Source organism: Caenispirillum bisanense, from assembly GCF_900230255.1.
GTDB classification, from domain to species: domain Bacteria; phylum Pseudomonadota; class Alphaproteobacteria; order Rhodospirillales; family Rhodospirillaceae; genus Caenispirillum; species Caenispirillum bisanense_A.
Genome location: NZ_OCNJ01000014.1, coordinates 51,877 through 64,705 on the forward strand (window position 1 = coordinate 51,877; position 12,829 = coordinate 64,705).

The 12,829-nt window shown below is 71.5% G+C and carries 13 protein-coding genes; 10 read left to right on the forward strand and 3 right to left on the reverse strand.

Annotated features, from left to right (window positions below):
- Positions 1–39 precede the first annotated feature (39 nt).
- From hutI to CRP50_RS22145, 7 genes are all read left to right on the forward strand, one after another.
- Positions 40–1,284 carry an imidazolonepropionase gene (gene hutI, locus CRP50_RS22115; RefSeq protein ID WP_097281377.1) on the forward strand — a complete coding sequence of 415 codons (1,245 nt, stop codon included), beginning with the start codon at positions 40–42 and terminating at the stop codon, positions 1,282–1,284.
- Positions 1,281–2,015, forward strand: coding sequence for a histidine utilization repressor (gene hutC, locus CRP50_RS22120; protein ID WP_097281378.1), 735 nt, complete (start codon positions 1,281–1,283; stop codon positions 2,013–2,015). Before hutI ends, hutC begins: the two co-directional genes overlap by 4 nt.
- A gap of 48 nt (positions 2,016–2,063) precedes the next feature.
- Positions 2,064–3,737, forward strand: a complete 1,674-nt coding sequence (hutU, locus tag CRP50_RS22125) for a urocanate hydratase (protein WP_097281379.1) — start codon at positions 2,064–2,066, stop codon at positions 3,735–3,737.
- A 57-nt stretch (positions 3,738–3,794) separates the two neighbouring features.
- Entirely contained in the window at positions 3,795–4,901 is a 1,107-nt protein-coding gene (locus CRP50_RS22130; RefSeq protein WP_097281380.1) for a TRAP transporter substrate-binding protein, read from the forward strand.
- A gap of 203 nt (positions 4,902–5,104) precedes the next feature.
- Positions 5,105–5,647 carry a TRAP transporter small permease subunit gene (locus tag CRP50_RS22135; RefSeq protein ID WP_097281381.1) on the forward strand — a complete coding sequence of 181 codons (543 nt, stop codon included), beginning with the start codon at positions 5,105–5,107 and terminating at the stop codon, positions 5,645–5,647.
- Entirely contained in the window at positions 5,644–7,221 is a 1,578-nt protein-coding gene (locus CRP50_RS22140; protein ID WP_097281382.1) for a TRAP transporter large permease, read from the forward strand. Before CRP50_RS22135 ends, CRP50_RS22140 begins: the two co-directional genes overlap by 4 nt.
- A gap of 96 nt (positions 7,222–7,317) precedes the next feature.
- Positions 7,318–8,100 (forward strand): AAC(3) family N-acetyltransferase, encoded by a 783-nt coding sequence (locus CRP50_RS22145; RefSeq protein WP_097281383.1) that lies wholly within the window; start codon positions 7,318–7,320, stop codon positions 8,098–8,100.
- Positions 8,101–8,747: 647 nt separating this feature from the next.
- On the opposite strand, the gene CRP50_RS22150 is transcribed toward CRP50_RS22145, so the two are convergent.
- On the reverse strand, positions 8,748–10,007 hold the full coding sequence (locus tag CRP50_RS22150) for an RNA polymerase sigma factor (protein ID WP_097281384.1): 1,260 nt from the start codon (positions 10,005–10,007) through the stop codon (positions 8,748–8,750).
- Positions 10,004–10,408 carry a YciI family protein gene (locus tag CRP50_RS22155; RefSeq protein WP_217992109.1) on the reverse strand — a complete coding sequence of 135 codons (405 nt, stop codon included), beginning with the start codon at positions 10,406–10,408 and terminating at the stop codon, positions 10,004–10,006. Before CRP50_RS22155 ends, CRP50_RS22150 begins: the two co-directional genes overlap by 4 nt.
- A 196-nt stretch (positions 10,409–10,604) precedes the next feature.
- Here CRP50_RS22155 and CRP50_RS22160 point away from each other — a divergent pair, with 196 nt between their 5' ends.
- Genes CRP50_RS22160 through CRP50_RS22170 form a run of 3 tightly spaced genes read left to right on the forward strand, consistent with a single transcriptional unit; the run spans position 10,605 to position 12,488 of the window.
- Positions 10,605–11,024: a VOC family protein gene (locus CRP50_RS22160; RefSeq protein WP_097281385.1), complete on the forward strand. Its 420-nt coding sequence runs from the start codon at positions 10,605–10,607 to the stop codon at positions 11,022–11,024.
- A gap of 19 nt (positions 11,025–11,043) precedes the next feature.
- Positions 11,044–11,685: a glutathione S-transferase family protein gene (locus tag CRP50_RS22165; protein WP_097281386.1), complete on the forward strand. Its 642-nt coding sequence runs from the start codon at positions 11,044–11,046 to the stop codon at positions 11,683–11,685.
- On the forward strand, positions 11,682–12,488 hold the full coding sequence (locus CRP50_RS22170; RefSeq protein ID WP_097281387.1) for a dienelactone hydrolase family protein: 807 nt from the start codon (positions 11,682–11,684) through the stop codon (positions 12,486–12,488). Before CRP50_RS22165 ends, CRP50_RS22170 begins: the two co-directional genes overlap by 4 nt.
- Here CRP50_RS22170 and CRP50_RS22175 read toward each other — a convergent pair.
- The gene (locus CRP50_RS22175) at positions 12,419–12,790 is read right to left on the reverse strand and encodes a winged helix-turn-helix transcriptional regulator (RefSeq protein WP_097281388.1); all 372 of its coding nucleotides are present in this window, start codon (positions 12,788–12,790) and stop codon (positions 12,419–12,421) included. The two genes, CRP50_RS22170 and CRP50_RS22175, sit on opposite strands and share 70 nt — an antisense overlap.
- Between the last annotated feature and the right edge of the window lie 39 nt (positions 12,791–12,829).

A 12,829-nucleotide genomic window follows, 5' to 3' on the forward strand; every position in this document is an offset into this window, starting at 1 on the left:
GTCTTGAGGCGGATCGGCCGCGACAGGAGGTGAGCCGCCATGACCGCCGCGCCCCGCTGGGACAGCCTGTGGATCGACGTCAACGCCGCCACCATGACGGCGGGCGGCGCGCCCTACGGCGCCATCGCGGACGCCGCCGTGGCGGTGAAGGACGGCCGCATCGCCTTCGTCGGCCGTCGCGCCGACCTGGAGGCTGCGCCCGAGTCGCTCGCCACCACCGTCCACGAAGGGCAGAGCGGGTGGCTGACGCCGGGGCTGGTCGACTGCCACACTCATCTGGTCTACGCCGGCAACCGCGCCCGCGAGTTCGAACTGCGACTCGAAGGCGCCACCTACGAGGAGATCGCCCGGGCCGGCGGCGGCATCGTCTCCACCGTGCGCGCCACCCGCGCCGCCGACGAGGACGCGCTGGTCGCCGGCGCCCTGCCGCGCCTCGACGCCCTGCTGGCGGAAGGCGTGACGACTGTCGAGATCAAGTCCGGCTACGGCCTGGAAACGGACACCGAGCTGCGCATGCTGCGCGCCGCCCGTCGGCTTTCCGCCCTGCGGCCGGTGGCGGTGCGCACCACCTTCCTCGGCGCCCATGCGGTGCCGCCCGAGTTCAAGGACGACCCCGACGGCTACGTCGATCTGGTGTGCCGTGAGATGCTGCCCGCCGCCGCCGAGGCCGGGGTCGCCGATGCGGTGGATGCCTTCTGCGAGGGCATCGGCTTCTCCGCCGCCCAGACCCGCCGGGTGTTCGATACCGCCAAGGGCCTCGGCCTGCCGGTGAAACTGCACGCCGAGCAACTGTCCAACTTGGGCGGCGCGGCGCTGGTGGCGGAATACGGCGGCCTGTCGGCCGACCACATCGAGCACCTGGACGAGGCCGGCGTGAAGGCCATGGCAGAGGCGGGCGTCGTCGCCGTGCTGCTGCCGGGGGCCTTCTACGTGCTGCGCGAGACCAAGCTGCCGCCCATGGATCTGCTGCGCCGCCACGGCGTCCCCATGGCCGTCGCCACCGACTGCAATCCCGGCACGGCGCCCGTCACGTCTCTGCTGCTCATGGTCAACATGGCCTGCACCCTGTTCCGCCTGACGCCGGAAGAGGCGCTCGCCGGCGTCACCCGCCATGCCGCCCGCGCCCTCGGCCTATCCGACCGCGGCGAGCTGCGCGAGGGCCTGCGCGCCGACATGGCGCTGTGGCGCATCGGGTCGCCGGCGGAACTCGCCTACATGGTCGGCTTCAACCCCTGCGCCGCGGTGGTCAACGGCGGCGCCGTGCGGGAGCCGCGGACGTCATGACCCAGGCGCTCTACCGCCGCATCAAGGACTCCATCCGCAGCCGCATCCTCTCCGGCGAGTGGCCCGAGGGTTATCAGGTGCCGTCGGAACACCGGTTGCTGGAGGAGTTCAAGGTCAGCCGCATGACCGTCCACCGGGCCCTGCGCGAGTTGCAGGAGGAAGGGCTGCTCAGCCGCGTGCAGGGCGTCGGCACCTTCGTCGCCGAGCGGCGGCCGAGCGTCTCCATCGTCGAGCTGAAGTCCATCGCCGACGACATCGCCGAGCGCGGCAACCGCCACTCGGCGCGGGTGGAGCGGCTGACGGCGGTGCCGGCCGACGCGCCGCTGGCGCGCCAGTTCAACCTGCCGGAGGGGGCGCGGCTGTTCCATTCCGTCGTCATCCACTGCGAAAACGACGTGCCCATCCAGTACGAGGAACGCTGGGTCAACCCCGAGATGGCGCCGCGCTACCTCGACCAGGATTTCGCCCGCATCACCACCACCGCCTACCTCACCGGCCTCTACGGCGCGCCCGACGTGGAACACGTCATCGAGGCGGCGCTGCCGGGGGCGGGCGCGGCCAAGCTGCTCGGCATCACCACCACCGAGCCCTGCCTGCGGCTGACCCGCCGCACCTGGGTGCAGGGCAAGGTAGTGACGCTGGTGGTGATGGTCCATCCCGGCACCCGCTTCCGCCTCGGCACCTGGTTCCGCGCCCAGCCCGGCGCGGTGCCGCTGATGCAGGCCCTTTGACAGACACCACGAACACCACGAAGAACGCGATCAGGGAGACCCCCGTCCATGACCGACACGTCCCGCCTCGACAACGCCCGCGTCATCCGCAGCCCCAAGGGCACGGACCTGACGTGCAAGAGCTGGCTCACCGAGGCGCCGCTGCGCATGCTGATGAACAACCTCGACCCCGACGTGGCCGAGCGGCCGCAGGAACTGGTGGTCTATGGCGGCATCGGGCGGGCGGCGCGCAACTGGGACTGCTTCGACCGCATCGTCGACGCCCTGCGCCGGCTGGAGGACGACCAGACCCTGCTGGTGCAGTCCGGCAAGCCGGTCGGCGTGTTCCGCACCCACGTCGATGCGCCGCGCGTGCTCATCGCCAATTCCAATCTGGTGCCGCACTGGGCGACCTGGGATCATTTCCACGAACTCGACCGCAAGGGCCTGATGATGTACGGCCAGATGACGGCCGGCTCGTGGATCTACATCGGCAGCCAGGGCATCGTGCAGGGCACCTATGAGACCTTCGTGGAAATGGGCCGCCAGCACTACGGCGGCGACCTGACCGGGCGGTGGATCCTCACCGGCGGCCTCGGCGGCATGGGCGGCGCGCAGCCGCTGGCCGCCACCATGGCCGGTGCCAGCATGCTGGCCGTCGAGTGCCAGCCGAGCCGCATCGACATGCGCCTGCGCACCGGCTACCTCGACCGCAGCACCGCGAGCCTCGACGAGGCCCTGGCGTGGCTCGAAGAAGCCAAGGCGACCGGCAAGGCCGTGTCCATCGGCCTGCTCGGCAATGCCGCCGAGGTCTTCCCCGACCTGGTGAAGCGCGGCGTCCGCCCCGACGGCGTCACCGACCAGACCAGCGCCCACGACCCGGTCAACGGCTACCTGCCCGCCGGCTGGACGCTGGAGCAGTGGGAAGCGGCGCGCGAGAGCGACCCGAAGAGCGTCGCCAAGGCCGCCAAGCAGTCCATGAAGGTCCACGTCCAGGCCATGCTGGACTTCCACGCCATGGGCGTGCCCACCTTCGACTACGGCAACAACATCCGCCAGATGGCGCAGGACGAAGGGCTGGAGAACGCCTTCGACTTTCCCGGCTTCGTGCCCGCCTACATCCGGCCGCTGTTCTGCAAGGGCATTGGTCCGTTCCGCTGGGCGGCGCTGTCGGGCGACCCGGAGGACATCTACAAGACCGACCAGAAGGTGAAGGAGCTGATCCCCGACGATCCGCACCTGCACACCTGGCTCGACATGGCGCGCGAGCGCATCCACTTCCAGGGCCTGCCGGCGCGCATCTGCTGGGTCGGCCTCGGCCAGCGCCACCGCCTCGGCCTCGCCTTCAACGAAATGGTGAAGAGCGGCGAGCTGAAGGCGCCCGTCGTCATCGGCCGCGACCACCTGGACTCGGGCTCCGTCGCCAGCCCCAACCGCGAGACGGAAGCCATGCTCGACGGCTCCGACGCCGTATCCGACTGGCCGCTGCTCAACGCCCTGCTCAACACCGCCGGCGGCGCCACCTGGGTCAGCCTGCACCACGGCGGCGGCGTCGGCATGGGCTATTCGCAGCACTCGGGCGTCGTCATCGTCTGCGACGGCACCGACGCGGCGGCCAAGCGCATCGAGCGCGTGCTGTGGAACGACCCGGCGACCGGCGTCATGCGCCACGCCGACGCCGGCTACGACATCGCCCGCGACTGTGCCCGCGAGCACGGTCTCGACCTGCCGTTCCTCGATTGAGGCCGCGGCATCTTTCAATCATAAAATAATCCTCCACCGAACAGGGAGTTTTGGCACATGGATCGCAGGACGTTTCTGAAGAGCGCCGGAACCGGCATGGCCGGCGCGGCCGCCGTCGCCGGTCTGGCCGCCCCGGCCATCGCCCAGGGCCGCGAGCAGTGGACCATGGTCACCAGTTGGCCGCGCAACCTGCCGGGGCCGGGCGTCGCCGCCAACATGCTGGCGGAGCGCATCACGGCGCTGTCGGGCGGCCGGCTCGAGGTGAAGGTGTCGTCGGCGGGCGAGCTGGTCCCGGGCCGCGGCGTGTTCGACGCCGTGTCCGAGGGCACGGCGCAGCTGTATCACTCGGTGCCGGCCTATTGGGGCTCCAAGTCCATCGGCTTCCTGCTGTTCGGCTCGCAGCCCTTCGGCCTGACGGCCATCGAGCAGTCGGGCTGGATGAACCACGGCGGCGGCCAGGCGCTCTATGACGAGATGTACGCCCGCTTCAACATCAAGCCGTTCCTGTGCGGCAACTCGGGCGCCCAGTTCTTCGGCTGGTTCCGCAACGAGATCACGTCGGTGGACGACCTGCGCGGCCTGCGCTTCCGCACCACCGGCCTCAACAGCGAGGTGCTGTCGCGTCTCGGCATGGCGGTGCAGGCCATGGGCGGGGCGGAGATGTTCCAGGCCCTGCAGTCGGGCACGCTCGACGCCGGCGAGTTCATCGGCCCGTGGACCGACAGCGCGCTCGGCTTCTACCAGGTCGCCAAGAACTACTACACCCCCTGCATCGGCGAGCCCTCGTCGGCGGAAGAGTGCGGCGTCAACATGGACGCCTTCAACGCCCTGCCCGACGACCTGAAGCAGGCGGTGAAGCTGGCCTGCCAGTCGCTCTACGACCAGGTGCTGACCGAGTACAACACCAACCACGCCAAGGCCCTGCCCATGATGGTGAAGGAGCACGGGGTGCAGGTGCGCGAGTTGCCCGAGGACGTGGTGGTCGCCATCGGCAACGAGGCGGGCAAGGTGGTCTCGGAACTGCGCGACAACTCCGACGACCTGGTGAAGCGCATCGTCGAGAGCTTCCTCGCCTACCGCACCCTCATGACCCAGTACATGCCGCATTCCGACGGCGGCTTCTACAAGGCGCGGGTGCTGAACTACAGCTATCCCACCGCCTGATCCGGCGCAGTCGTGTCCGGCCTGCGGCGAGCGTGCTCGTCGCAGGCCGGCCGGCGCGACCGCGCCGCGCGGCTCCTGCCGCGGGAGCCAAGCGGCCAGGGGCCGCGCCCGGCGCCTGAGGGGTGGTGACCGCGAGCGGTCACCACCGACAAAACGAATCGGGCCCCCGCCGCCCGATGCCTGCCAACCGCCGAGGGGGGATCATGGCCGCCGCCGCCCTGCTTTCGCGCATCGGTGCCGGGCTGGACCGCATCAACGCCGCCGTCGGGTCGGTGGTGATGTGGTTCGCCGTCGGCATGATGCTCATCCAGTTCGCCATCGTCGTGCTGCGCTACGTGTTCGGCATGAGCTTCATCTTCGTGACGGAAGCGGAGATGTACCTGCATGCCGCCCTGTTCATGCTGGGCGCCGGCTATACCCTGCTGCACGACGGGCACGTGCGGGTCGACATCTTCTACGGCAGCATGACCCGACGCCGGAAGGCGGTGGTGGACCTGCTCGGCACGGTCTTCTTCCTGCTGCCGACCTGCGGCGTGATCCTCTTCTACACCTGGCCTTACGTGCGGCGGTCGTGGCAGATCATGGAAGGGGCGATTTCGGTCGGCGGCATCCCCGCCTCCTTCCTGCTCAAGAGCCTGATCCCGGCCTTCGCCGTGCTGCTGATCGTGCAGGGCATCGCCATGGCCCTGCGCAACCTCGCCGTCCTGCTCGGCCGCGACGCGGACGGGGAGGGCGCGGCGTCATGAGCCTGCTCGCGGCCAACCTCGACCTCGTCATGTTCGCCGCCCTGTGCGGCGGCATCCTGCTCGGCTATCCGGTGGTCTTCACCCTGTCGGGCATCGCCATCCTGTTCGGCGTGCTGGGCCTCGCGCTCGGGCACTTCAACATGAACCTGCTGGCGGCGCTCGGGCAGCGCGTGTTCAGCCTGATGACCAACGAGATCCTGCTCGCCATCCCGCTCTTCGTGCTCATGGGCGTGATCCTCGAACGCTCTCGCATCGCCGAGGAACTGCTGGAGGAGATGGGCCGGCTGTTCGGCGGCGTGCGCGGCGGCCTCGCCGTGTCGGTGATCCTGGTCGGCATGCTGCTGGCTGCCTCCACCGGCATCGTCGGCGCGACGGTGGTGACCATGGCGCTGATTGCCATGCCGGCCATGCTGCGCCATGGCTACGGCAAGCCGCTGGCGAGCGGCGTCATCGTCTCGGCCGGCACGCTTGGCCAGATCATCCCACCGTCGACCATGCTCATCATCCTGGCGGAGGTGATGTCGTCGGGCTACCAGCAGGCCCAGTTCGCCATGGGCAAGTTCACCATCGAGACCATCTCGGTCGGCGACGTCTTCGCCGCCGCGTTGATCCCCGGCCTCTGCCTCGTCGCCATATACATCGCCTTCGTGCTCGGCCTCGCCCTGCTGCGGCCGAAGGCGGCGCCGGCCATCCCGCGCGCCGAGGACCTGACGACCGGCGAAGTGCTGCGCCACCTGGGCCGCGTGCTGGTGCCGCCCATCGTGCTCATCGTCGCCGTGCTGGGCTCCATCCTCGGCGGCATCGCGACCCCGACCGAGGCCGCCGCCGTCGGTGCGGTCGGCGCCCTCATGCTGGCCGGGCCGCGGTTGATGCCGGGCCGGTCGTGGCTGCCCTTCGCGCTGTCGGCGGCGGCCATCGTCGCCATGCTGGGGCTGACGGCCTTCGTCGACCTGCGCACCGGCCGCAGCGAGGTTTCGGCGGTGGAGCAGGCGGGCATCTGGGTGGCGGCGGGCCTGACGGTGGTCACCTTCTGGGGCATCCTGGTGGCGCTGTGGCGGGCCCATCGGGTGGGCGTGCTGCGGCCGGTGCTGGCGTCCACCACGCTCGTCACCTCCATGATCTTCGCCATGATGATCGGCGCGTCGGTGTTCTCGCTGGTGTTCCGCGGCCTCGGCGGCGATGCGCGGGTGGAGGAGTTCCTCACCGCCATGCCGGGTGGCGAGACGGGCGCGCTGCTGTTCGTCATGGCGGTGGTCTTCGTGCTCGGCTTCTTCCTGGACTTCGTCGAGATCTCGGTGATCGTGCTACCCATCGTGGTGCCGGTGCTGCTCGCCATGGGCATGGACCCCATCTGGCTGGCGGTGCTCATCGCCATCAACCTGCAGACCAGCTTCCTGACGCCGCCCTTCGGCTTCTCGCTGTTCTACCTGCGCGGGGCGGCACCACCGGAGGTGCGGACCATCGACATCTACCGCGGGGTGGTGCCCTTCGTGCTGTTGCAGATCGTCGGCATGCTGGTGATCTACTGGCTGCCCGACATCGCCACCTGGCTGCCGCGCCTGCTGGCGCGCTGACCGGGTGAGGCGATTTCATCCGGTGCCGCGCTTGCTCCGGGCGGGCGCGGCACCGACCTGACCGGCTTCCCTGGTCCACCGCCGGAGCCCGCCGCCATGCCGCCTGTCCTCGCCACGCCCGCCAGCCTCGCCGCCGACCTGCGGGGGCTCGGCGTGCGGCAGGGCGGGGTGCTGCTGGTGCATTCCTCCTTCCGCGCCGTGCGGCCGGTGGAGGGCGGGCCGCGGGGGCTGATCGAGGGCCTGCTGCAGGCGATCGGGCCGCGGGGAACGCTGGTCATGCCGTCGTGGGCGGGTGACGACGACGCGGTGTTCGACCCGGCCGCCAGCCCGGTGACGCCCGACTTGGGCGTCGTCGCCGAGGCATTCCGCCATTTGCCGGGGGTGCTGCGGGCCGATCACCCGGCCTCCTTCGCCGCCCTCGGCCCGCGGGCGGCGGAGGTCCTGCGCGACCAGCTGCCCCTGCCGCCCCACATCCCGGCGAGCCCGGTCGGCCGCGTTCACGACCTGGACGGCCAGGTGCTGTTGCTGGGCGTCTGCCACGATGCGAATAGCACGGTGCATCTGGCGGAGCTGATGGCGGGCGTCCCCTACGGCATCCCGCACCACGTCACCGTCCTGCGCGACGGCCGGCCGGTGCGCGTCGACTACCTGGAAAACGACCACTGCTGCGAGCGCTTCGCCCTGCTGGACGCCCCCTTGCGCACCGCCGGCCGTCAAGCGGAGGGCCGGGTGGGGGCGGCGGAGGCCCGGCTCGTTGCTTCCCGCGACGTGGTGGCGGCGGCGCTGCGGCTGCTCATCGCCGACCCGCTGGTGTTCCTGCATGGCCCTGAGGACGACTGCGAGGAATGCGACGCCGCCCGGGCCAGTGTGGCGGGGTAGGGGGCGGTCGCACGCCGGACGGGGTGAGCAGCGGGGAAGCCGGGCGACGCTGCCTCTCACTTGTCATGGCCGGGCTCCGACCCGGCCATCCACGGCGTGCACAGGGCCGGCCGTCGTGCCGCGGCGCCTTCCTCCACGGCAGCCGCCGGGGACGCCGTGGATGGCCGGATCAAGTCCGGCCATGACATTGGGGGCCTTGTGCGACATCCCAACTCCTTGTCATGGCCGGGCCCCGACCCGGCCTTCCACGGCGTGCACGGTGTCGGCCGTCGTGCCGCGGCGCCTTCCTCCACGGCAGTCGCCGGGGGCGCCGTGGATGGCCGGTTCACAAGTCCGGCCATGACATTGGTGGGGGCCTTGTGCGACATCCCAAACCCTTGTCATGGCCGGGCTCCGACTCGGCCATCCACGGCGTGCACAGGGCCGGCCGTCGTGCCGCGGCGCCTTCCTCCACGGCAGCCGCCGGGGGCGCCGTGGGTGGCCGGATCAAGTCCGGCCATGACACTGGGGGAGGTGGGCGAGGGCGCGCCGCGCCGGGGGAGGGGGTGGAGGGCGCGGCATGCCGGGCGGCGCGCCACGGGAAGCGACGCCACCCCCCGCCCACAGGAGGGAGCGCGAGGGAGGGCCTCCCCTCCCTCGCATCGTCCTCACCCCGCCACAGCCGCCGGATCCAGTGACGCGAGGCGGTGGCGGAGGTAGTCGGCGACGGCCGGCGTGTCGGCCAGGTCCAGGGCCCGCAGCAGCGACGCCCGTGCCTCGTCCCGCCGGCCGAGGTCGACCAGCAGGGCGGCGCGGGCGCCGTGGAAGTGGAGGTAGTCGGCCAGCCGCTCGGCCAGCGGCTCGATGAGCGCCAGGGCGGCGGCGGGGCCGGAGACCTTGGCGACCGCGACGGCGCGGTTGAGCGTCACCACCGGCGACGGCTGCACCCGTTCCATCAGGGCATAGAGCCGCTCGATGGCGCGCCAGTCGGTGTCAGCCGGGCGGGCGGCGCGGGCGTGTTCGGCGGCGACGGCGGCCTGCAGCAGGTAGGTGCCGGGCGCGCCGTCGGCGGTGCGTAGACCCTGCGTCACCAGGGCGATGCCCTCGGCGATCATGGCGCGGTCCCAGCGGGCGCGGTCCTGCGCCTCCAGCAGCACGAGGCCGCCGGCGCTGTCGGTGCGGGCGGCGGTGCGGGCGTGCTGCAGCAGCATGAGGGCGGTCAGCCCCGCCAGCTCGGCATCGTCGGGGAACAGGCCGATGAGCAGGCGGGCGAGCCGCAGCGCCTCGTCGCACAGCGACGCCTTCGCGGCGGCGGCGGCCGGGTCGGGGGCGGAATAGCCTTCGTTGAACAGCAGGTAGAGCATGCCCAGGACCGCCCCCAGGCGTTCCGCCCGCTCCGCGGGGGCGGGCGGGGCGAAGGGGACGCCGGCCTCGGCGATGCGGGCCTTGGCGCGGGTCAGGCGCTGTTCCATGGCGCGCTCGCCGACCAGGAAGGCGCGGGCGATGCGGGCGGTGGAGACGCCGCAGACGACGCGCAGCGCCAGCGCGATCTGGTGCGCCGGCGGCAGGTCCGGGTGGCAGCAGACGAACAGCAGGCGCAGCACGTCGTCGGGGTAGCGCGCCGCGTCCATGGTCTCGGCGAGCCGTGCCTCGTGGTCGTCGAGGTCCGACAGCACCGCCTCGTCGGGCAGCGGCTGCTGCTTCTGCAGGCGGCGGGCGGCGTCGATGGCGGCGTTGCGCCCGGCGACGATGAGCCACGCCGCCGGGTCGGCCGGCAGGCCGCGCTCCGGCCAGGTCTTCAGGGCGCGCAGGCAGGCGGTCTGGAAGGCGTCCTCGGCGGCGTCGAGGTCGCGCAGGGCCCGCAGCAGGGCGCCCATGGCGCGCGGCCGCGCCTCCTCCAGCGCCGGGCCGACGGCGGTTTCCGTCATGGGCCGGTGCCGCCGGGTTGCAGGAACAGCCGCAGCGGCCGCACCTCGTACTGCCCGGGCGAGGAACTGGCGCGGGCGAGGTCGCGGGCCGCTTCCACCGCCGCCGCCTCGTCCTCGGCGGTGATGATGTAGAAGCCGAGCAACTGCTCCTTGGTTTCCGCGAAGGGGCCGTCGGTGACCGGCGCCTCCTTGCTCTTGCGGACGGAGCGGGCGGTGCCGGTGGAGTCCAGCCGCGCGGTCATGACCAGCCGGCCGGCGGCGATGAGCTTTTCGTGCACGGTGTGCAGGCGCGCCAGGACGGCTGCGTCCTCGTCCGCCGTCCATCCGTCGACGATGCGTTCGTCGTCGTAGCACAGGATCGCATACTGCTGCATGACTCGCCTCACGATGGTGCCGATCATGGAACTTTAGTCCCGCACGAAAAAAAATCCGAGATGCCTTGTCGGATAGTACCCCCGTCCTTCGTCTTCCAGTCGAGAGCGGAGACGAAGCGGGCGGGTGAGTTTTTCTCATGCGCGCATCAGGAACGCTCGTTTGTGCCGTCGCCCGCGCGCCCCCGATAGTCGGACCCCGCGCGCGGCCACCAGGGAGAGCGTCATGCAGATCACCCCCTACCTGAACTTCCAGGGCGATTGCCGCGAGGCCTTCACCCTCTATGCCGAGCTGTTCGGCGGCCGCGTCGCCGAGGTGCTGACCTACGACCAGGCGCCGCCGGGCTCGGAGATGCCGGGCCTGCCGCCGGAGTGGGCGGGCAAGGTGATGCACGCGCAGCTCGTCGTCGGCGACCAGACGATCATGGCGTCCGATTGTCCGCCGGCCATGTACCGGGCGCCGCAGGGCACCTTCGTGCACCTGGAGTTCCCCGAGCCGGGCAAGGCGGAAGAGGTCTTTGCGCGGCTGGCGGAGGGGGGCATCATCGCCATGCCCATGGCCGAAACCTTCTGGGCCTACGCCTTCGGCATGGTGGTCGACCGCTTCGGCATGCCGTGGATGGTCAGCCGCGGCCGGCCCATGTGATCCCACAGGAGCGCCCGTAATGACCGACGACGACCTCGTCTTCTACACCAACCCCTACTCGCGCGCCCGCGTCGTGCGCTGGATGCTGGAGGAGGTGGGACAGCCCTACCGCGCCGTGGTGCTGCCCTACGGCCCGCCCATGAAGACGCCCGAGTACCTGGCGATCAACCCCATGGGCAAGGTGCCGGCGCTGGTGCATCGCGGCATGGTGGTGACGGAAACCCCCGCCATCTGCGCCTACCTGGCCGACGCCTTCCCGCAGGCGGGGCTCGCCCCGGCGGCGGACAGCCCGCTGCGCGGCCCCTATTTCCGCTGGATGTTCTTCGCCGCCGGGCCGATGGAGCAGTCCATCAGCAACCGCTCCCTCGACCTGATCCCGCCCGAGGACAAGGCCCGCATGGTGGGATACGGCCCGCCGGGCGCCATGGAGCGGGCGGTGGCGACCGCCGTCGTCCCCGGCCCCTACATCCTCGGCGAGCAGTTTTCCGCCGCCGACGTGCTGGTCGGGTCCTACGTCGGCTGGGCGGCGCAGGCGGGGCTCATGGACAGCACGCCGGAGCTGGACGCCTATGCCGCCCGCGTGGAGCAGCGGCCGGCGGCGGTGCGGGCGCGGGAGATCGACGATGCCCTGCACGCCGAGATGAGCAAGGAGACGACATGACGCGCCCCGACAGCGCCGGACGAAGTTTTCCCTACGAGATCGACGGCGCCCCCTTCGAGGGCTGGATCGTCGTGCCGCCGGCGACCGGGCCGGCGGTGCGGCGCCCCTGCGTGGTGCTGACCCACGCCTGGGACGGCCTCAACGACCCCATGCGGCAGAAGGCCGCGGCGGTGGCGGCGCTCGGCTATGTCGCCGTGTGCCTCGACCTCTACGGCCGCGGCGTGCGCGGCGATCCGGTCGGCGACAACACCCGCCTCATGGCGCCGCTGCTCGACGACCGCGGCCTGTTGCGCCGCCGCCTGCTGGCGGGCATCGAGGCTGTGCGCGGCCATCCGGCGGTGGACCCGGAGCGGCTGGCGGTGGTGGGCTGGTGCTTCGGCGGGCTCTGCGCGCTCGACGCCGCCCGCGCCGCCGCCCCCGGCCTGCGCGGGGCGGTGAGCATCCACGGGGTGCTGACCCCGCCGGCCCTCGGGCCGCAGGGGCGTATCGACGCATCGATCCTGCTGCTGCACGGCTGGGAGGATCCGGTGGCGCCGCCGCAGGACGTGCTCACCATCACGCGCGAGCTGACCGACGCCCATGCCGACTGGCAGCTGCAGGCCTTCGGCCATGCCATGCACGCCTACACCTTCCCCGCCGCCGACCGGCCGGAGGCCGGGTTGCAGTACTGCCCGCTGGCGGCGGCACGGACGGAGGGCGCCCTGCGGCGCTTCCTGGCCGAAGTGCTGGAGGATCAGCCACCGGGCGGGGTCGCGTCGGAGCCGTCGCCGTCTTCATCCACCGAGCGGGCTGCCAGCGTGTGACCGTAGCGGTTTCCCCAGTCCTCCATGGCGTCGAGGATGTGGCCGAGCGTCATGCCGCGCTCGGTGACGGCGTACTCCACCCACGGCGGCACCGTCTCGTGCACCGTACGCAGGACGATGCCGTCGTCCTCCAGCGCCCGCAGCTGCAGGGTGAGCATGCGCTGGGTGATCTGCGGCATCAGCCGGCGCAGCTCGTTGAAGCGGCGCGGACCGTCCTTGAGGTGGAACAGGATCGTCGGCTTCCACTTGCCGCCGATCACCTGGACCGTCGCGGCCACGCCGCACCACGGGGGTTCCTTCATGCGCCTCTCCCGTCCTGATCCTGGGGGAGGGGCAGTATA

What these genes read in the sequence shown, in the direction of transcription:
- hutI (WP_097281377.1), top strand. Translation starts at nt 40, where the DNA reads ATGACCGCCGCGCCCCGCTGGGACAGCCTGTGGATCGACGTCAACGCC.
- hutC (WP_097281378.1), top strand. Translation starts at nt 1,281, where the DNA reads ATGACCCAGGCGCTCTACCGCCGCATCAAGGACTCCATCCGCAGCCGC.
- hutU (WP_097281379.1), top strand. Translation starts at nt 2,064, where the DNA reads ATGACCGACACGTCCCGCCTCGACAACGCCCGCGTCATCCGCAGCCCC.
- CRP50_RS22130 (WP_097281380.1), top strand. Translation starts at nt 3,795, where the DNA reads ATGGATCGCAGGACGTTTCTGAAGAGCGCCGGAACCGGCATGGCCGGC.
- CRP50_RS22135 (WP_097281381.1), top strand. Translation starts at nt 5,105, where the DNA reads ATGGCCGCCGCCGCCCTGCTTTCGCGCATCGGTGCCGGGCTGGACCGC.
- CRP50_RS22140 (WP_097281382.1), top strand. Translation starts at nt 5,644, where the DNA reads ATGAGCCTGCTCGCGGCCAACCTCGACCTCGTCATGTTCGCCGCCCTG.
- CRP50_RS22145 (WP_097281383.1), top strand. Translation starts at nt 7,318, where the DNA reads ATGCCGCCTGTCCTCGCCACGCCCGCCAGCCTCGCCGCCGACCTGCGG.
- CRP50_RS22150 (WP_097281384.1), bottom strand. Translation starts at nt 10,007, where the DNA reads ATGACGGAAACCGCCGTCGGCCCGGCGCTGGAGGAGGCGCGGCCGCGC.
- CRP50_RS22155 (WP_217992109.1), bottom strand. Translation starts at nt 10,408, where the DNA reads ATGATCGGCACCATCGTGAGGCGAGTCATGCAGCAGTATGCGATCCTG.
- CRP50_RS22160 (WP_097281385.1), top strand. Translation starts at nt 10,605, where the DNA reads ATGCAGATCACCCCCTACCTGAACTTCCAGGGCGATTGCCGCGAGGCC.
- CRP50_RS22165 (WP_097281386.1), top strand. Translation starts at nt 11,044, where the DNA reads ATGACCGACGACGACCTCGTCTTCTACACCAACCCCTACTCGCGCGCC.
- CRP50_RS22170 (WP_097281387.1), top strand. Translation starts at nt 11,682, where the DNA reads ATGACGCGCCCCGACAGCGCCGGACGAAGTTTTCCCTACGAGATCGAC.
- CRP50_RS22175 (WP_097281388.1), bottom strand. Translation starts at nt 12,790, where the DNA reads ATGAAGGAACCCCCGTGGTGCGGCGTGGCCGCGACGGTCCAGGTGATC.